This is a genomic window from Burkholderia sp. Ap-955 (genome assembly GCF_011753045.1).
In the GTDB taxonomy this organism is placed as follows: Bacteria; Pseudomonadota; Gammaproteobacteria; order Burkholderiales; family Burkholderiaceae; genus Burkholderia; species Burkholderia lata_D.
Genome location: NZ_VWWH01000013.1, coordinates 1 through 17,937, shown reverse-complemented (window position 1 = coordinate 17,937; position 17,937 = coordinate 1). Strand labels below are relative to the sequence as shown.

Here is a 17,937-nt window from a genome sequence, read left to right as displayed (position 1 = left end):
GGTGGAAGTGGGCAGTTGTTGTTGACGACGTGCTACGGAAAATCGGGGAAACCGTGCTCAAGCGAACACGCGCAGGTGTTCGGGCGAGAACGCGAGCGCGACCGGTGCGCCGGGCGAGAACGCATCGAGCGCACCGGTGCCGAGCGGCACCTTCACGAAGCATTCGTCCTGACCGGGCAGCGCGCAGCGCATGCGCACGTGGTCGCCGAAATAGATGAGGCTGCGCGCCTCGCCGCTCAGCTGGTTGGCGGCCGAGCCGTTCGCGTGCCCGTTCGCGCCGTGCGCGGCGAGGCTCATGCGTTCGGGGCGGATGCACGCGACGGCCGGCGCCCCCTCGGCCGCATCACCGATGCGGCGGCCGACGAGCTTCGTGCCGTCGTCGAGCCGGAATTCGCAGAATTCGCCGTCGACGCGCGCGATGGTGCCGCGCAGCCGGTTGCTGTCACCGATGAAGTTCGCGACGAATTCGTTGCATGGCGATTCGTACAGGCGGTCCACGGTGTCGAGCTGCTGCACGATGCCCTTGTCGAACACGGCGACGCGATCGGACATCGTCAGCGCCTCGCCCTGGTCGTGCGTCACGTACACGAAGGTCACGCCGAGTTTTTCGTGCAGCGCCTTCAGTTCGTACTGCATGTGTTCGCGCAGCTGCTTGTCGAGCGCGCCGAGCGGCTCGTCCATCAGCACCAGCTTCGGCTCGAACACGAGCGCCCGCGCCAGCGCGATGCGCTGCTGCTGGCCGCCCGACAACTGCGCGGGATAGCGTTTCGCGAAGCGCTCCATCTGCACCATCTTCAGCGCGTGCGCGACGCGTTCCGCGCGCTCGGCCGCCGGCAGCTTGCGCACGGTCAGCGGATACGCGACGTTCTGCTCGACCGTCAGGTGCGGAAACAGCGCGTAGTTCTGGAACACCATGCCGATGTTGCGCTTGTGCGGCGGCACGTTGTTCAGCAGCTCGCCGTCGAGGCGGATCTCGCCGCCGGTCGGGAATTCGAAGCCGGCCAGCATCATCAGGCAGGTGGTCTTGCCCGAGCCCGACGGGCCGAGCAGCGTCAGGAATTCCCCGCGGTGGATATCGAGGTCGAGCGATTTGACGACCAGCGTTTCGCCGTCGTAGGTCTTCCGCACGCCGCGAAAGCTGACGATCACATCATCGGACTTCATCGTGGCTGTCCCCTTGCTTCGCGACAATTGATTTTGAGATGCGAGCCACTATACGGCGCCCACGGTTCTACAATAGGGAACCATTTCAATATTACTAGTAGGACCACTTTGGATACCGTGATCCTCGCCGACTGGCTCTCTGCCCGCCTCGACCGCGGTTCGCCCGAGCCGATGTACCGGCAGCTGCTGCAGCAGATGCAGCAGGCCATCCTGACCGGGGAATTGGGGCCAGGAACAAAGCTGCCGAGTTCGCGCACGCTCGCGGCCGACCTGTCGATCGCGCGCAATACCGTGCTGCACGTGTACGACCAGCTGACGGCCGAAGGCTACGTGCTGACGACCACCGGCAGCGGCACCTATGTGGCCGACACGCGGCCGGACGCCGCCGCGATCCACGTGCCGGGCGCCGCGCCGCCGCCGTCGAGCGCCGGTGAACCGCCGCTGCCGGACGCGCAGGGCGGCCTGTCGATGCGCGGCCGGCAACTGATCGAGCACGCGGGCGTATCGCGGCGCCAGTGGGGCGCGTTCATGCCGGGCGTGCCGGACGTGTCGGAATTCCCGAGCCGGACGTGGAGCCGGCTGCAGGCGCGGCTGTGGAAGGAAGCGAATCCCGAGCTGCTGACCTATGCGCCGGGCGGCGGCTACCGGCCATTGCGGCGGGCGCTCGCCGATTACCTGCGCGTCGCGCGCTCGGTCAAATGCTCGCCGGACCAGCTGATCATCACGACGGGCATCCACCAGTCGATCGATCTCGCGGTGCGGCTGCTGTCCGACATCGGCGATCGCGCATGGGTCGAGGAGCCGTGCTACTGGGGCGTGCGCAGCGTATTGCAGGCGGCCGGTCTCACGCTGACGCCGGTGCCGGTCGACCACGAAGGGCTCGACCCGCATGCCAGCGACATGCAGCATCCGCCGCGGCTCGTGCTCGTCACGCCGTCGCATCAGTACCCGCTCGGGATGGTGATGAGCCTCGCGCGACGCCGGATGCTGCTCGAATACGCGCGCCAGCACCGCTGCTGGATCATCGAGGACGACTACGACAGCGAGTTCCGCTACGGCAGCCGCCCGCTCGCATCGCTGCAGGGGCTCGACGACGGCGGCCGCGTGATCTACGTCGGCAGCCTCGGCAAGATGCTGTTCCCGGGGCTGCGGATGGGCTACATGGTCGTGCCCGAGCATCTGGTCGACACGTTCCGCACCGGGCTGTCGGAGCTGTATCGCGAGGGCCAGCTGATGCAGCAGGCCGTGCTCGCCGAATTCATCATGGACGGCCACCTGACTTCGCACGTCAGACGAATGCGCACGCTGTACGGCGAGCGCCGGCAACTGATGATCGATGCGATCCGCGCGCGCTTCGGCGACGCGCTGCCCGTGATGGGCGACGAGGCAGGCCTGCATCTCGTGCTCGGCCTGCCCGACGCGTGCGACGATCGCGCGGTCACGCAGAGCGCGTTCGATGCGGGCGTGATCGTGCGCCCGCTCACCAGCTACTACAGCAGCCTCGACACCGCGCGGCGCGGCCTGCTGCTCGGCTATGCGTGCGTCGCGCACGAAGGCATCGGCCCCGCGTTCGACACGCTCGCGAATACCATCGAGCGCCACCTGCCGCGGAACCTCACGCGCGCGGCATAGCGGCGGTCGTGCGCCGCGCCGCCCGCGCCGCCCCCATTACCGGGCGCTGCCCGCCCCGCGATCGAGCGAAGCCGCGCGCACGGCTTCGCCGGGCTTCGTGAACACGCGCTGCCGCAGCGCGGCGATCTGCGCGTCGCGATCCTGCGGCGTCAGGCCCGCCGACTCGATCTGCGCACGCTGCGCCGCATAGTCCGCGTAGCGGCTTTGCCACGATGCGTCGTCCTGCTGCAACTGCACGACGCGCGCGGCGGCTTCGGGGCCGAGCGTCTGCGTCAGTTGCGCGCGCATCGCATCGGGCGTCGCCCCGCTCTTCTGCAATTGCGCGATCTGGTCGATCGCCGCCCGCTGCCGGTCGATGCGTTGTTGCGCAGCGCGTTCGTCGGCCGGCATCTGCTGTTCGAGCGCAGCGAGCCGCTCTGCCTTCTGCGCGTCCGTCAGCGTCGGATCCTGCGTGATCTTCAGCCGCGCGAGGTCGTAGCGCTGCCGCCACTGCTCCGCCCCGAAAAACGGCTGGCTCCAGTCGCCGAGCGTGCGATATGCAATCGACGCCCGCTGGTCGAGCGCGAGCTGCAGTGCGCCGAGGTCGGACTTGTCGACCGCGCCGGCATCGCGCAGCTTCGCGAGTGCGTCGAGATAGGCGCGATAGCGGTGCCATACGTCGAGCGCCTCGGCCTGCGCAACGGTGCCGTCGAGTTGCGCGGCAATCTCGCGCACGACCAACGCATCGAGCGCGGGCGCGCTCAGGTCGCTCTGCGCGGCCAGGCAGTAGTCGAAGAAATCCCGCACTGCGCGCGACTTCGCGAGATGGCCGCCGGCATCGAGCGGCAACCGCGGTGCGCTGGAGCCGGCGAGCGACGGCGGCAGGCCCGCGCTTGCCGGCACGGCGGCCTGCGGCGGTGCGGCAGCCAATCCGCCTGCCACCGGCGCATCCGGCGCTTCGCCGCCAGCCCCCGTCCCGCGATGCCAGCCCGCACCGCTCCACATCGCCACGCCGGCAATCGCCGCCAGCCCCGCGACGCCATAAATCATGGCGCGCCGCGCCAGCGGCGCGCGTCCTTCACGTACCGTCATCGATTACACGCCCGCCAGCTTCAGCCGGTTCGCATGCGTGCGGATCACCGCCACCGGATCTTCCGCATACGCGCCGCGCACGCCGAGCAGCTGGTTGATCTCGTCGAGATGGTTCCACTTGTAGCTCGTGCTCAGCACCTTGCCGTACAGCGCACTGCACTTCGACACGACCCCGTCGTTCTGCCCGGCGCCGCGGTTGATCATCACCGTGCCCGTGCCGAGCAGCGCGAGCGTCGACGCGTCGAGTGCGTTCGCCGGATCGACGACCGGAATGGTGCTCGTGTCCGTGGCGCCCGTCACGCCCAACACGGAGAGCGTCGGCTGGATCGCCGTGCCGCCCCACGAATACAGCAGGTGCGTGTTGCCGCCGACGGTTTCCGTCGGCGCACCGGTCTGGCAACTGCCCGGCGCACCCAGGCCTGCACTCGGGTAGTTCTGGTTGTACGTGACGGCCCGTGCGGTGGTCAGCGTCTGCAGTGCGGCGAGCGCGTCCTGGTTCGTGTTGTGGGTGCTGCTCGTCAGGATCCCGAACACATTGACGAACGCGGCGATCACCGATGACGAAAGCCCGGTCGGATCGTACGCGAGCACGCCCTGCACGAAGTCGGCGAACTCGGAGCCGCGATGCGGCGTGCCGATCGTCGTCACCGACGCAACGAGATCGGGCGCGACGGCCGCAACATAGCGCGACGTGAGGCCGCCCTGGCTGTGGCCGACGAGATTGACCTTGGTCGCGCCCGTCGCCGCGAGCACCGTCTTCACGTAAGCGAGCAACTGTTCGCCGCGCCCGTTCGGGCCGTCATCGCTCTGGTAACCCGACAGGTTCGCGACGTAGACGGTCGCACCGTTCTGTTGCAGGTCTTCCTGGATCCCGTACCAATAATCGAGCACGCCGGCGTACTTGTCGGTACCCGTCAGCCCGTGCACGAGGATGATCGGATAACGCGTCGCCGCGTAGCCATCGGCGGGTGCGGTCGCCGCCATCGCCGCGTGCGTCGTCGCGAGCGTCATTGCCACAGTCGTCCCCGCGAACGGCGCGATGCTCATCGCGCATGCCACTGCCCCTGCCACCACCCTGGAACGCATCGTATTGGCCATGCATGTTCTCCTGATTATTGTGCTGCCGGTGCGAATGAAGCCGGATCGACACGCACTATGCGTCGCCCACATCGCGACCACCATGTGTGTCGAATGCGGGAGTGAATCACGAGTCGCGAACGTTTGCGCCCTGACTAGACACGGTTCTCTAATCGGTTGACGCGCCCCGCCCGTTCGGGCGGGGCCGCGTTCGTCCGTGCGCATGCTGCAATGCACACGCGCGATGCGTTACAGCTTCGCACTCACGCGCACCCACGCGGTCCGGCCCGGCTCCATCACCGGCGAGTTCGCCGGGTAGCCGAAGCCCGCATTGCCGGCGAGGTTCAGGTGCTCGGTGTAGGCCTTGTTCAGCACGTTGTCGACGCCGACCGAGATCTGCACGGTCTTGCTGACGTTGTATTGCGTATGCAGCGAGAGCACACCGAATCCGGCACTCGGGCCGAAGTCCTTGCCGACCACGTTGCCCTCGTTCAGTGCATAGCGATGCTGCGGCGCAACGATGCGCCACAGCCCCCCTGCCGACCACGCGCCACGCGTGTATTCGAGCCCGAAGCGCGCCTCGAGCGGCGGCATCTGCGGCAACGGATCGCCGGTTGCCACGTTGCGCCCCCACGCATACGCGAGCGACGTCTCGACGCGCAGCGGTGAAACCGGTTTCCACGACACGCCCGCTTCGCCACCCATGATCTGCGCGTTGACGTTGGTTGCCTGCGTGGTCGGGCCCATCATGCCGGCCGCGTAGTTGAACAGGATGAAGTCCTGAACATAACCCGCATACGCCGACACCCATGCATCGAGCCGGTCGCTCTTGTATTGCGCGCCGATGTCGAGCTGCGTGGTCTTCTCCGGCTGCACCGCCGAGAACGCGTTGATCGAACCGGCCGGCCCGCGCTTCGCGGAAAACAGCTCCCAGTAGTCGGGATAGCGCTCCGTATGGCCGACGCCCGCGTACCACGTGACGGGCAGCGACGCGAGATCGCGCTCGTAGCGGACGAAACCGCTCGGCAGCACGCGCGTGCGATCGTCGTCGAAGGTCGGGTTCGGCTTGCTCTTCATCATGCCGCTCGTCGTCGCGCGCTTGTCGCGTGCGCTCGCATAGTCGACGCGCGCGCCGCCGATCACGCGCGACACGTCGCTCGCGTACCACGTCAGCTCGCCGAACACGCCTGCGTTCCACATCGTCGCCTGCGCATCCCACGGCTTGTCGCCGTAGTTCTGCCGCCCCATCGCCGAGCGCGAGTCGAGCCGGTTCGATTGCGCATCGACGCCCGTCACGAGCTTGAAATCGTCGGCAAGACGGAACGTCGCCGCCGCGCGCGCGCCGAACGTGCGACGCCGCACTTCCGACGCCATCCGCATCGGCATGCTGCTGGTCGGGTCCGGTTGCCGCAACGTGGTGTTGTCCATCACGTGATCGGCTTCGTTGTAGTACACACGTGCCTCGATCCGGTCGAGCACGTCGCCGAGATGCTTCTTGTCGAACGACAGGCCGAACGTCTCGCGGCGGAAATGCGCGCCGTCCATCCCGCGCCCCGCGTAGCGCGCATAGCCGTCGCCGGTGCCGGCGGTCAGCTCGACGCGCGTGTGGTCGTCCGGCGTCCAGCCGAGCGCCGCATCGGCATTCCACTTGTCCCACTGCGACGGCACGGTGTTGCCGTTGCCGTCCTTGTAGTCCTGCGAATGCGCGTGGTTCGCGGTCACGCGGCCATAGACGTCCGGCGTGCCGGCCGTCACGTCGATGTTCTGGTCGTTGCGGCCGAACGACCCGCCGACCAGGCTGCCCTCGAAGCGCATGCCGGGCTTGTCGAAGCGCGGCGTCACGCGCTCGAACATCACGGTGCCGGCCGACGCGCCGGGACCGTACAGCACGGTCTGCGGCCCCTTCACGACGGTGACCTTGTCATAGCTTTCCGGTGCGATATACGACGTCGGCGCATCCATCCGGCCCGGACATGCGCCGAGCGTCGACATCCCGTTCGCCAGGATGTTCAGCCGCGAGCCGAACATCCCGCGCAGCACGAGGTCGCCGTTGGTGCCGCCGCTGCGGATCGACGTGAAGCCGGGGATCGTTTTCAGGTAATCCGCGCCGTCGCTGGCGGGCAGCGGCTGGCGCGGGGTCTTCGGATCCGTGACGACGACGAGCGGCGTCGACAGCGGCGATGCGACGACTTCGATGGCCGGCAGCGGTGCGGCCGTATCGTCGGTCGGCGCGCCGGATGCGCGCGCCGTTTCGGCGGCCGCGGCGCTCGCGGCCAATGCGCCGACAGCGAGCGCGGGAACGGTGAGTTTCAGCACGCGCGGCATACGCCGCGCACAGGCATTGCGTGACGCCCGCGGCGCACGCAACTGGAAAATGGTCATGATCGAAAGCCCGAGTGACGCCCTCCACGCGGCCTCGACGGGCCGCACGGATATCGGCGATGAATGGAACGGAAACAGCGCGTCAGGCGCGCTCGGGCGGGGCGCGCGGGTACGCGCGCGGATAGCGGTCGGCGCGCGCCGCGACGGCAGGCGGCGCGACGGCGGAGACGGTAACGACGGGAACGGAAGCGAGTGCCGTGGCGGCAGGCCCGCCGATCGCGGGGCTGTGCGCGAAGAAACCGCAGTAGCCGCACGCATCGAGATGCAGCGCATGATCGTGCACGCGGCCCGCATCGGGCGACGGGTGCGCGCCATGCTCCGTACTGCAGACGATCGCGTCGGGCGTGGCCGCCTGCGCGACGCGCCACTGCGACACCAGCGGCGCCGCGATCGCGAACCAGATCGCGAGCACGCCAAGCCAGGCGGTCAGGTGACGATGTCGGTGCAGCATGCTCGGCAACGAGTAAGCGGAATGTAAAAACAGCCGAGATGTTACAGAATGTTCAACGCGATGGCCAGCGCCGATGGCGGTAAACGAAGCGGGGGCGCATGGTTGTCAACACAACCATGCGCCCCCGTCTGCTGCATGCTTCCGGAACGTGCCGCTCAGGGCGCCATGCGCCGCAGCACGTCGTCGCGCCGGATGAAATGATGGTAAAGCGCGGCCAGCGCGTGCAGGCCGATCACGAAGTAGAACGCGTTGCCGATCAGCTCGTGCGCTTCCTTGATCGTCGGCCGCAGCGCCTTGTCGGGGCCGAACAGCGTGAACGATATGCCGAGCCAGTCGAGCGACACCGGCTTGCCGCCCAGGTTGATCATCATGATGCCGAGCAGCGGCTGCGCAATGATGAACACGTAGAGCGCGACATGCGCAAGCTTCGAGAGCCAGCGCAACAGCGCCGCTTGCGGAATGGCCTGCGGCACACGGCTGACGGCTCGCCACAGCACGCGCAGCACCGACAGCACGAGCACGAGCGTGCCCGCGGTGAGATGCACGTTCATCCAGAACACCCGGCTGTCGCTGCCTTTCGGCCCGCGGATCTCGATGGCCAGGTAGGCCAGCGCCACCAGCAGGAAGACGGCCCAGTGGAAGAAGATCGCGGGCGAGCTGTAGCGCGTCTGTTTCGCGAGGATGTTTCTCATGCTTCGTCTCGTGTTGTATGCGGGGATGGGCGCATGCAGCCACCGGCCGGCGCCCGGCAAAACTGCCCCGATTGTAGCCGCACGGGCATCCGGTTTTGCACGACGCGCGCAAATATCCGACGAATCGTCCACGCACGCCGCGCAGCGCACCATATGGAAAGTCCGCATCGCGCGCCCGGACGGCTGTGGCACGATGAAGCTTTGGTGCGACGGCGCGCGGGCATCATGAGCAAGGCGTTCTTCGTTGCGGCCTATCGGCTGACCGCCGCGTTGCTCGCGGTATCCACCACGCTGCACAGCATCGCCGACTACTGGCACCTGCCGGGCTTTCATCTCGGCAACTACCTCAGCTACTTCACGCAACTGAGCAGCCTCTACGCAGCCGCGATGCTCGCCGTCGGGCTCCGGCGCATCACACGCCCCGGCTCGGCCCGCTACGAATCGATGCGCGGCGCCGCGGTGCTGTACATGCTGATCACCGCGATCGTCTACGAACTCCTGCTCGCGCGGCTCGATGCGCTGCACCACGTCACGCCGGCGTTCAACAACTGGGTGCTGCACCGGATCGTGCCGATCGTCGTGCTGTGCGACTGGCTGTACGTGGAGCCGCGCCTGCCGATCCCGTGGCGCAGCGCGTTCGCGTGGCTCTGCTTCCCGATCGTCTATCTCGGCTATACGTTCGTGCGCGGCTCATTCGAGAACTGGTATCCCTACCCGTTTGTCGATCCGCGGCCGCACGGCTACCTGCCGGTCGCGATCCAGTGTTCGCTGATCGCGCTCGGCGCGGCGGCGCTCGCAATGGGTATTCGCTGGCTCGGCAATCACGCGAGACAGGCCGGCGCGGTGACGCTCAGGAAAGGATGAAGGCGGGAGCGTGTGCGCCGCCCGGCGCACACGGGATGAAGCGGACGATCAGCCGCCGTTGCGCGGCAGGAAGTTCATCGGATCGACGACCTTGCCGTTCTGGCGGACTTCGAACTCGAACGTCGAACGGCCGCTCGCGTCCGTGCCCATTTCAGCGACCGGCTGGCCCTGGCGCACCGCGTCGCCTTCGTTGACGAGCAGCTTGCCGTTGTGTCCGTAGGCCGTGATGAGCCCGTTCTCATGCTTCAGGATCACGAGCGGCCCGTAGGCCTTGACGCCGGACCCGGCGTACACCACGCGCCCTGCCGCCGCGGCCCGCACCGAATGGTCGGGCCCGGACGCAGCGATCACGAGGCCGCGCGTCTTGCCGGCCGAGAACGGCGTCGCCACGACACCGGTGGCCGGCCAGGCGAGCGAGCCCGGCTGCGCGGCCGCCGCGGGCGGCTGCCCGAGCGACGTCGCGGCAGGCGGCGGCGCGACGCGCAGCACCTGACCGGGATACACGGCATCGGTCGGCGCCATGTGGTTCCAGCTGGCCACGTCCTGGACACGCTGCCCGTAGGCGTTCGCGACGCCCGCGAGCGTATCGCCCGGATTCACGCGGTAATAGCCGGCGATCACGCCCGGCGTCGCGGCCGACGTGGGTGCCGACTGGCGCGCCGGCTGCCAGCTGTCGGTCCACGGCGTCATCGTGCAGCCCGTCAGCGCGATGGCTGCGGCAACGAGCGCCGCCTGCGGCAGCCAGCGCGTCAGCGCATCGTGGATGGGAATAGTTTCTCTCAAGGGTCCTCCCGGATTTGCGTCGTTGCGCCGCCCACCGCCCCCCGGCGCGCGACGCACGATGTCCGGCCGAACGGCCGGGCCAACCTGTATCCGACCGCACTCGCGGCCGGCAGTTTCCACAGCGGGACGTGGGTGCGAATGGGCTCATCGGCCCCTTTGTCGCGTCGTCCCGATCGGCAAAGATACCATTTGTGGCGGTCAAGGCCGCGTCAGGTGCCTGATCCGGCAACAATCTTGCGCGTCGCATCCGCACGCCGGTGGCCTGCAAACCGCGCCGCGCGGGCCGTCGCGCGGGCCTGCAGCGGCTCTTCCTCATGCCGTGCCGCCCTCGCGGGCAGTATCGATCCCGTCACATTCTCCCCGTCGATCGCCACCTATACTCGGTGATGCACTGCGCGATCCAACGACAACGAGGAGCATGACCATGAACAACGCGACGTTTCTTTCCGTGCAGCTCAACGCCGACGACTTCTCCGGGTCCAGCGGCCTGGTCGAATTGCTCAACCGGCACCTGCTGTTCGCGACCGACGTCGCCGAGGCGGCCGATGCGCTCGTCCAGTTGGCGAGCGTCGCGCATATGACCGGCGCCACGCGCCACAGCGTCGAGCTGCCGATCCTCGCGATCGAGCGGCTGCGCGATGCGCTCGACACGTTGAGCGGCTACGACGAAACGTGGCTGCAGGTGCTGGAACCGGCCGAAGCGCTGTTCCGGGATATCGGGCACCGCCGGCGCGCGCTGCACTGAACTGACGGCTGGCGCGATACGCGCGCAGCCAATGAAAACAGCCCGCCGTTCCGCATGACGGAACGACGGGCTGTTCGTACTTCAGGGGTCGGATCAGGCCGCCGGTGCGGCCGCACCATTAACGACCCTTGTAGATCGGGGCGTCGTCAGCGATACGCTTGACTTGCCAGCCGGTCTTGGCCTTGGCCGGCGCGCCGGATTCTTGCGCGGCAGCCGGTTGCGCACCGTAGCCGGTCGTGTCGGCAGCGGCGACGTTCTGTTGCGGGTTCAGGCGGGCTTCCGCAGCCTGGATGCCTTCCGGGTAGTTCGTACGGTCGCTGCCCAGCTTGTAGCCAGCCTGTTGCACGGCGACCAGGTCGGCCTTCACTTGTGCACGGGTGACGGGCGCGTTCTGGGCGAACGAGACGGCGGGAACGGCGAGGACGGCAGCTGCGGCAAACGTTGCGATCAGCGATTTCATGATTACCTCCGGGATTTTTTGCTCCGCCGCACACACCATGTCTGCAGCGATGGAACAGAGTTTAGTCCCGGCAGCACCTAGGGAAAACCATGAAAGAACGAAAACACTGTTTCCCCGGAGCCAACAATGTCGGCATCCGGGAGTGAAAAACCCTATTCAAAGAATAGATTTTCGCAACAATGCCGCCCCCGCCAGCCGATCAGGACCAGTTCGCGTGGAAGCTGCCCGGCTTGTCGGTACGCTCGAACGTGTGCGCGCCGAAGAAATCTCGCTGCGCCTGCACGAGGTTCGCCGGCAGCCGCTCGGAACGGTAGCTGTCGAAGTAAGCGACCGCCGACGCGAACGCCGGTACCGGCACGCCGGCCTTCACCGCGGCGACCACGACGTCGCGCAGCGACGCCTGGTAATTCGCGGCGATGTCCTTGAAGTACGGATCGAGCAGCAGGTTCGCGAGCGCCGAATCCTTCGCGTACGCGTCGGTGATCTTCTGCAGGAAGCGCGCGCGGATGATGCAGCCGGCACGGAAGATCTTCGCGATCGTCCCGAGATCGAGGTTCCAGCCGTACTCTTCCGACGCCGTGCGCAGTTGCGCGAAGCCCTGCGCGTACGAGATCACCTTGCTCAGGTACAGCGCGCGGCGCACCGCTTCGACGAACGCGGCGCGATCGCCGTCGAACGGCGCGGCGGCCGGGCCCGACAGGACCTTGCTGGCCGCGACGCGCTCGGTCTTCAGCGACGACAGCACGCGCGCGAACACCGATTCCGTGATCAGCGGCAGCGGCACGCCGAGATCCAGCGCATTCTGGCTCGTCCACTTGCCGGTGCCCTTCTGTGCGGCGCGATCGAGGATCACGTCGACCAGGTGCTTGCCGGTTTCCTCGTCCTTCTTGCCGAAGATTTTCGACGTGATCTCCATCAGGTAGCTGTCGAGCTCGCCCTGGTTCCACTCGGTGTACACCGCGCCGAGTTCGTCGTTGGTCAGGCCCGCGACGTCCTTCAGCACCGCATAGCTTTCGGCGATCAGTTGCATGTCGCCGTATTCGATGCCGTTGTGGACCATCTTCACGTAATGGCCTGCACCGTCCGGGCCCATGTACGCGACGCACGGCTCGCCGTCCGACGGCGCCTTGGCGGCGATCTGCTTGAGGATCGGCTCGACGAGGTCATACGCATCACGCTGGCCGCCGGGCATGATCGACGGGCCGCGCAGCGCGCCCTCTTCGCCACCCGACACGCCGGTGCCGATGAAGTGCAGGCCCGATTGCGCGAGTTCCTGATTGCGGCGGATCGTGTCGGTGAAGTGCGTATTGCCGCCGTCGATCAGCACGTCGCCCTTCTCGAGCAGCGGCTTGAGCGATGCGATCGTCGCATCGGTCGCCTCACCGGCCTTCACCATCATCAGGATCCGGCGCGGCGTTTCGAGCGACGCGACGAACTCCTCGAGCGTATAGGTCGGCACCAGATTGCGGCCGGGGAATTCGGCGATCAGTTCGTCGGTTTTCTCGCGGCTGCGGTTGTACACCGACACCGCGTAACCGCGGCTCTCGATATTGAGTGCGAGATTGCGGCCCATCACCGCGAGCCCGATCACACCGATTGCTTGTTTGCCCATTAGTCAATTCTCCGGAAAAAACGGGGCGCGACCCGAGCCGGGTCGCGCGCACAGGCGAAAGGATAGTGGAAACCCGGCGGCGATGCGCGCTTCCGTGTCATTGCTCCGCGTGCGGCAGCCGCCGGAACACGACGCTCAGGTTGTTCGCCGGCATCTCGACCACCTCGATGCAGTCAAGGCCGCGATCGAGGCCGAGCGCGACGACGGTCTCGAGATCGCGCACGCCCCACGACGGGTCGCGGCTGCGCAGTTGCAGGTCGAACGCTTCGTTCGACGGCGCCGTATGCCGGCCCTCGCGGCGATACGGCCCGTACAGGAATAGCACGCCGCCCGGCCGCAGCAGGCGCGATGCGCCCGCGAACAGCGCGTCGGTGCAGGCCCACGGCGAGATGTGAATCATGTTGATGCAGACGATTGCATCGAGCGCGTCGACCGGCCACGACGCGTCGCGCACGTCGAACGCGAGCGGCCCGGCAACGTTGGCGAGGCCCGTATGGGCAACCCACGCGGCGATCGAACGCCGCGCCTGCGCATCGGGATCGCTCGGCTGCCAGTGCAGGCCCGGCAGCGCCTGCGCGAAATGGACCGCGTGCTGCCCCGTGCCGCTCGCGATTTCGAGCACCCGACCGCTCGCGGGCAGCACGCGGCGCAAGACGTCGAGGATCGGCCCGCGATTGCGTTCGGCCGCCGGCGCCGACAGCCGCTCGGACGGATCGGGCGAAGATGCCGGGCCGGTCACGACGCAAGCTCCGGTGCGTGGCCCGCCAGGCCAAGCCGCGCAGTCAGCGCATGGAGCGCGGGTGCGCAGCGCGCCTCGACCTTCAGCGTCAGCATCGGATCGGCGCGCGTATGGCCGAGATTGAGCGCGGCGACCGGCTTGTTCTGCGCCTGCGCCCACACGCAGAAGCGGTAGCCGGAATACACCATCAGCGACGAGCCGACGACCAGCAGCGCATCGGCCGCATCGAGCGCCTGCGACGCAAGCGCCACACGCTCGCGCGGCACGTTTTCGCCGAAGAACACGACCGCCGGCTTCAGCAGCCCGCCGCACGCGGGGCACGCCGGAATGCGAAAGGTGTCGAGCGCGGCCCATTCGAGGTGCGCGTCGCCATCCGCGGCCGGCTCGGCCTCCGCGTCCAACAGTTCGGGATTATCGGCCTCGAGCATGACCTGGATCGTCGCGCGCGCATGATGCGCGCCGCAGCCGAGGCACGTGACGCCGTCGATTCCACCGTGCAGTTCAATGACGTCGCCGCTGCCCGCGCGCTGGTGCAGGCCGTCGACGTTCTGCGTGACGAGACGCTCGATCCGTCCCGCGCTGCCGAGCCGCGCCAGTGCCACGTGCGACCCGTTCGGCTGCGCGCGGCCGACGACGGGCCAGCCGATCATGCTGCGCGCCCAATAGCGCCGCCGCGCGGCATCCGAGCCGAGGAATTCATGGAGCTGGATCGGCGGCGAGCGCATCCATTGGCCGTTGCGGTCGCGATAGCCGGGAATGCCGGAATCGGTGCTGATGCCCGCGCCGGTCAGCACCAGCAGGCGCGGATGACGCTCGACGAACGTGTGCAGCGCATCGAGTGCGGCCGGATCGACGTCGGCGGTTGAGGGGTCGTTCTGAGCTGTGTCGTTCATGTTGGCAACGCGTGATCAGGCGCGCCGGCAAGCCGTGCGCCCGCACGGGCGGCCAGGCACGCCAGCACATGATACAGAACGCCGCGCGATCGGGCCGATGGCCGCGTCGCACATCGGCGCACAAAAAAAGACGCCCATCCGCCGCTCGGCGATGGGCGCTTCAACAATTGATCCATCGGGGTAGTGGATCAACTGACAGCACAATTTCGCGGCGTCCGCCCTGCTGCGACTGGTGAACGCTTCCCCTGGACTCCATGTGTTCCGCGATACCGAATGCATCGATGCGCTGCCGGCTTTCCGGTGCGTTCCGGTTCGGCCCCGTCGCGCCGCCGCGATGCACGGCACGCACACGCCTGCGCCGCACGACGACTCGCGTTGCGCGCGGCAGATTGACGATCCGGGATCCGGGCCGGGCCATCCGCAGGCATTCACGGTTCATCCCCGACGGCCGACTGGCACCAGTCGGCCTCGTGCGTCATGCCTGCACGTCGTCGTTCAGAACAAACCCGATTGCTCGGATGGAACGGAAAGCCGCGCGCTTACGTCGCCTCGATAAACGGCGAAGCGAATAGCCCGGCAGGTCGGCGATTCATGTTTGCAACACGACACGTTGCGATTCGGTCTGTTTTCATTCTCTTGTCCCCGTCTCCGATACATCCGACCCACTGAAGCGATCGCCGGACCGACTGCGTCCGCGACCGCGCTCACGGCCTGCATAGATATGCAAGGAGCGCACCATGCTTCACGCCGCAAGGCCGCGCGGGTCGAAATGGGGCCATCGACGCGAATCGCGCACCGCCAAAAAGCGCGAACGTTTCGAAACTGAAACGCATGCCGGATCGGCTGCCGTCGGCCGGGCGAACCGTCACGCCGCACCCGCCCGGCCCGGGTGGACATCGCGACGTTGCCTCTGCGCGCGACCGCCGAACGGCTTACAGTCGCCCCACAGTGCCGCACCGCGCGTCACGACGCGTGGCGTCGCGCTTCGGTCTTACATTGCGCGTCACGACGCTGCGAGTGGCGTAGCACAGGGGCCGGCGCGACACCTCAACGAAAGGCTTCGATCACCTTGACGCGACGCTCGGTTTCGTCGACGAAGCAACTGTCGACCTCCACGAGCCCGAGCGTGCCGCCCGCATCGGGCTGCCGCGATTCGGCACACTTCGCGTCCCGCGCCTTGAGCCAGCGGCGCTCGTCGTTGCGCAGTCTCGCCTGGCCCTGCGCATCGAGGCTCGCCCTCTTCGTCTTGTAGACGGCATTCAAGCGCTTGTCGGCTGCTTCGTATTTCAGTCGGAGGCAATTGCGAATGTCAGCCGTGTAGCCCGTTTCCTCGGCAGTCTTGCAAATAGCGGCGCGCTCCGCGTCGTCCGCGAGCGCGTCCGATGCGACCGCGAAAAGCATCGCGCTCGCCGCCAGACCGATCGCCATGTGTTGAAGCGTGTTCATCCGGATTCGTTGTTTTCAATGACGGAAGGCGCCGATTATGCCGGCCCGTTGCCCGCATGACCTGCGTTGCGTCGACGTCGACTAGTCACTGCGCATGCCATACCGCGCAACCGTCGTGCAAACACGCTAGCATTCGCACACGCAACGTCGCGCGTTCGCTTCGCGCCGCATCCAAGGACTCGACATGACCACGCCCGCCCCTGCCCGCCCCGACGTCGCGCATCGCGTCTTTTCGGACGGACGGTTGTCGATCGGCCTCACGCTTCCGCTGCTGCGCACCGGCCATATCGTCGCCGACTTCGACGAGCAGCTCGAACTCGCGGCGCTGGCCGACACACTCGGCTTTCGCGCGCTGTGGATTCGCGACGTGCCGCTGAACAGCACCGACTACCCCGATCCGGTCGGCCACCTCGACCCGTGGGTCCTGCTCGGCGCACTGGCGTCACGCACGCGCCGGATCGCGCTCGCCAGCGGTGCGATCGTGCTGCCGCTGCGTCATCCGCTGCATATCGCGAAAGGCGCGCTGTCGGTCGCGACGCTGTCGGGCGGCCGCTTCATCCTCGGGCTCGGCTCCGGCGACCGGCCGCCCGAATATGCGGCGTTCGGTGTCGACGCAGAGACGCGGCGCGACCGCTACCGCGACCACTGGGACGTCGTCGCGGCCGCGCTCGGCGTGCCATCGCGCGTACTGCCCGACGAAGTGCCGCCCGATGCGCCCGAATTCACGCTGCTGCCGCGCGGCGCCGACGCCGTGCCGATGCTGGCGGTCGGCTCGGGCGGACAAAGCGTCGACTGGATCGCACGGCACTCGCTCGGCTGGATGACGTACCACCGCGATCCGGACACGCAGCGCGCACGCTATTCGATGTGGCGCGCGGCGGTCGACCGGCTCGCGACGCCCGCCTTTCGCGCGTTCGGCGTATCGATGCGGCTCGACCTCGTCGCGGATCCCGATGCACCGGCCACCGCATTGCCGCTCGGCTATGCAACCGGACGCCATGCATTGATCGACATCCTGCACGACATGCGCGCGGCGGGCACGCATCACGTCACGCTGAATCCGGGCGCGGACCGGCCCGTGCGCGAAGTCATCGAGGAAATCGCGGAACACGTCCTGCCGGTTTTTCACGCCGAACCGGCATGATTCGGCAGGATTCCAGATTAATTCCACCCGACGCGTGCGCGGCTCATCGTTGTCGACGCGCCAGCATTACAAATATCTTACGCGCCGACCATTGAAACACCCCGACCTATCCGACGACCTACAGTCCGCGTCGGACCCATGACTGCGCAAACGCGCCGCACGCGCCCGCGCCGCGTCGGGTATGCCCGATTCGAATGATCGTCGACGGAACTATTCGGTTCCGCTCGCGATCATGTTAACTTCCGTCCATCGTTCAGCCTGGCGGGCCGCGCGCCGATGCGCGCCCGCATGCCTACTCCATGCGACATTTCCTCCTCGGCTGGCTGCTGGCCGCCGTCGTCTCGGCCGCCCATGCGGCCGCTCCCGCCCCGGCCGCCGCGTCGGCCGCTTCCAGCACCGCGCCCGCGCTGACGCCACAACAGGCGCAGCAGGCACTCAATGTGCTCGAAAATCCACGCGAGCGCGCGCAGGTCGAAACGACGCTGCGTGCGATCGCGGCCGTCGGCGCGCTGAGCGCACCCGCGATCGCGGCGAGCGATGCGGCTGCGGCCAGCGCCGCGTCGGCCGCCGCGACCCCGGCCGCACTGACGTCGAACGGGCTCGCATCGATGCTCGTCCGGCAGGGATCGCGCTGGACCATCGAAATCGGCGGTGCGCTGAAGGAATCGCTGCACTCGCTGCTCGACGTCGGCTCGGTCGGCAGCTGGTGGCATGACAAGCTGGTGCGCGCCGACGAGCGCGCGGATCTTGCACACGCGCTCTGGATCATCATCGCCGTGCTA

The 17,937-nt window shown here is 67.6% G+C and carries 16 protein-coding genes and 1 pseudogene; 5 read left to right on the top strand and 12 right to left on the bottom strand.

What is annotated here, in order from left to right; translation table 11 throughout:
* Positions 1–57: 57 nt before the first annotated feature.
* The gene (locus tag F3J15_RS10195; protein WP_166890448.1) at positions 58–1,164 is read right to left on the bottom strand and encodes an ABC transporter ATP-binding protein; all 1,107 of its coding nucleotides are present in this window, start codon (positions 1,162–1,164) and stop codon (positions 58–60) included.
* A 108-nt stretch (positions 1,165–1,272) separates the two neighbouring features.
* Between F3J15_RS10195 and F3J15_RS10190 the strand changes: the two genes are divergently transcribed.
* On the top strand, positions 1,273–2,796 hold the full coding sequence (locus tag F3J15_RS10190) for a PLP-dependent aminotransferase family protein (protein ID WP_166890445.1): 1,524 nt from the start codon (positions 1,273–1,275) through the stop codon (positions 2,794–2,796).
* Between the two features lie 36 nt (positions 2,797–2,832).
* Here F3J15_RS10190 and F3J15_RS10185 read toward each other — a convergent pair whose 3' ends face one another.
* The 5 genes from F3J15_RS10185 to F3J15_RS10165 all read right to left on the bottom strand — a co-directional run bounded on the left by F3J15_RS10185 (position 2,833) and on the right by F3J15_RS10165 (position 8,469).
* Entirely contained in the window at positions 2,833–3,867 is a 1,035-nt protein-coding gene (locus tag F3J15_RS10185; protein WP_166890442.1) for a lipase secretion chaperone, read from the bottom strand.
* A 3-nt stretch (positions 3,868–3,870) separates the two neighbouring features.
* Positions 3,871–4,965 (bottom strand): triacylglycerol lipase, encoded by a 1,095-nt coding sequence (locus F3J15_RS10180; RefSeq protein WP_166890439.1) that lies wholly within the window; start codon positions 4,963–4,965, stop codon positions 3,871–3,873.
* Between the two features lie 228 nt (positions 4,966–5,193).
* Positions 5,194–7,326, bottom strand: a complete 2,133-nt coding sequence (locus tag F3J15_RS10175) for a TonB-dependent copper receptor (protein WP_166890437.1) — start codon at positions 7,324–7,326, stop codon at positions 5,194–5,196.
* An 82-nt stretch (positions 7,327–7,408) separates the two neighbouring features.
* A complete protein-coding gene (locus tag F3J15_RS10170; protein ID WP_166890434.1) occupies positions 7,409–7,777 on the bottom strand; it encodes a DUF2946 domain-containing protein in 369 nt (122 codons plus the stop codon).
* 155 nt (positions 7,778–7,932) lie between these two features.
* Complete coding sequence (locus F3J15_RS10165; protein ID WP_046549930.1) at positions 7,933–8,469, bottom strand: cytochrome b; 537 nt, start codon at positions 8,467–8,469, stop codon at positions 7,933–7,935.
* Positions 8,470–8,694: 225 nt separating this feature from the next.
* Here F3J15_RS10165 and F3J15_RS10160 point away from each other — a divergent pair, with 225 nt between their 5' ends.
* Entirely contained in the window at positions 8,695–9,333 is a 639-nt protein-coding gene (locus F3J15_RS10160; RefSeq protein ID WP_069252882.1) for a Pr6Pr family membrane protein, read from the top strand.
* Positions 9,334–9,381: 48 nt separating this feature from the next.
* Here the strand turns inward: F3J15_RS10160 and F3J15_RS10155 are convergent, their stop codons facing one another.
* Positions 9,382–10,116 carry a peptidoglycan DD-metalloendopeptidase family protein gene (locus tag F3J15_RS10155; RefSeq protein WP_069251112.1) on the bottom strand — a complete coding sequence of 245 codons (735 nt, stop codon included), beginning with the start codon at positions 10,114–10,116 and terminating at the stop codon, positions 9,382–9,384.
* A gap of 424 nt (positions 10,117–10,540) precedes the next feature.
* Here F3J15_RS10155 and F3J15_RS10150 point away from each other — a divergent pair, with 424 nt between their 5' ends.
* Positions 10,541–10,861, top strand: a complete 321-nt coding sequence (locus F3J15_RS10150; RefSeq protein ID WP_166890432.1) for a hypothetical protein — start codon at positions 10,541–10,543, stop codon at positions 10,859–10,861.
* 118 nt (positions 10,862–10,979) lie between these two features.
* Here F3J15_RS10150 and F3J15_RS10145 read toward each other — a convergent pair whose 3' ends face one another.
* The 5 genes from F3J15_RS10145 to F3J15_RS10125 form a co-directional block, all read right to left on the bottom strand.
* Positions 10,980–11,321 (bottom strand): DUF4148 domain-containing protein, encoded by a 342-nt coding sequence (locus F3J15_RS10145; RefSeq protein WP_089447368.1) that lies wholly within the window; start codon positions 11,319–11,321, stop codon positions 10,980–10,982.
* A 199-nt stretch (positions 11,322–11,520) separates the two neighbouring features.
* A complete protein-coding gene (gene gndA, locus F3J15_RS10140) occupies positions 11,521–12,933 on the bottom strand; it encodes an NADP-dependent phosphogluconate dehydrogenase (RefSeq protein ID WP_043177729.1) in 1,413 nt (470 codons plus the stop codon).
* Positions 12,934–13,030: 97 nt separating this feature from the next.
* On the bottom strand, positions 13,031–13,672 hold the full coding sequence (locus tag F3J15_RS10135; protein ID WP_069251110.1) for a DUF938 domain-containing protein: 642 nt from the start codon (positions 13,670–13,672) through the stop codon (positions 13,031–13,033).
* Positions 13,669–14,565 carry an NAD-dependent protein deacetylase gene (locus F3J15_RS10130; RefSeq protein ID WP_166890429.1) on the bottom strand — a complete coding sequence of 299 codons (897 nt, stop codon included), beginning with the start codon at positions 14,563–14,565 and terminating at the stop codon, positions 13,669–13,671. The genes F3J15_RS10135 and F3J15_RS10130 overlap by 4 nt, the downstream gene beginning before the upstream one ends.
* 1,047 nt (positions 14,566–15,612) lie before the next feature.
* Positions 15,613–16,011 carry a lysozyme inhibitor LprI family protein gene (locus tag F3J15_RS10125; RefSeq protein WP_166890427.1) on the bottom strand — a complete coding sequence of 133 codons (399 nt, stop codon included), beginning with the start codon at positions 16,009–16,011 and terminating at the stop codon, positions 15,613–15,615.
* 184 nt (positions 16,012–16,195) lie between these two features.
* On the opposite strand from F3J15_RS10125, the gene F3J15_RS10120 reads away from it, so the two are divergent.
* Positions 16,196–17,155 carry an LLM class oxidoreductase gene (locus F3J15_RS10120; RefSeq protein ID WP_166890424.1) on the top strand — a complete coding sequence of 320 codons (960 nt, stop codon included), beginning with the start codon at positions 16,196–16,198 and terminating at the stop codon, positions 17,153–17,155.
* Positions 17,156–17,454: 299 nt separating this feature from the next.
* Positions 17,455–17,937: pseudogene (locus F3J15_RS10115) on the top strand (mechanosensitive ion channel protein); the annotation flags it as partial.

Bases quoted from the DNA above. Each gene is read 5' to 3' on its own strand.
- F3J15_RS10195 (WP_166890448.1), bottom strand. From the start codon at position 1,164: ATGAAGTCCGATGATGTGATCGTCAGCTTTCGCGGCGTGCGGAAGACC.
- F3J15_RS10185 (WP_166890442.1), bottom strand. From the start codon at position 3,867: ATGACGGTACGTGAAGGACGCGCGCCGCTGGCGCGGCGCGCCATGATT.
- F3J15_RS10180 (WP_166890439.1), bottom strand. From the start codon at position 4,965: ATGGCCAATACGATGCGTTCCAGGGTGGTGGCAGGGGCAGTGGCATGC.
- F3J15_RS10175 (WP_166890437.1), bottom strand. From the start codon at position 7,326: ATGACCATTTTCCAGTTGCGTGCGCCGCGGGCGTCACGCAATGCCTGT.
- F3J15_RS10170 (WP_166890434.1), bottom strand. From the start codon at position 7,777: ATGCTGCACCGACATCGTCACCTGACCGCCTGGCTTGGCGTGCTCGCG.
- F3J15_RS10165 (WP_046549930.1), bottom strand. From the start codon at position 8,469: ATGAGAAACATCCTCGCGAAACAGACGCGCTACAGCTCGCCCGCGATC.
- F3J15_RS10160 (WP_069252882.1), top strand. From the start codon at position 8,695: ATGAGCAAGGCGTTCTTCGTTGCGGCCTATCGGCTGACCGCCGCGTTG.
- F3J15_RS10150 (WP_166890432.1), top strand. From the start codon at position 10,541: ATGAACAACGCGACGTTTCTTTCCGTGCAGCTCAACGCCGACGACTTC.
- F3J15_RS10145 (WP_089447368.1), bottom strand. From the start codon at position 11,321: ATGAAATCGCTGATCGCAACGTTTGCCGCAGCTGCCGTCCTCGCCGTT.
- gndA (WP_043177729.1), bottom strand. From the start codon at position 12,933: ATGGGCAAACAAGCAATCGGTGTGATCGGGCTCGCGGTGATGGGCCGC.
- F3J15_RS10130 (WP_166890429.1), bottom strand. From the start codon at position 14,565: ATGAACGACACAGCTCAGAACGACCCCTCAACCGCCGACGTCGATCCG.
- F3J15_RS10125 (WP_166890427.1), bottom strand. From the start codon at position 16,011: ATGAACACGCTTCAACACATGGCGATCGGTCTGGCGGCGAGCGCGATG.
- F3J15_RS10120 (WP_166890424.1), top strand. From the start codon at position 16,196: ATGACCACGCCCGCCCCTGCCCGCCCCGACGTCGCGCATCGCGTCTTT.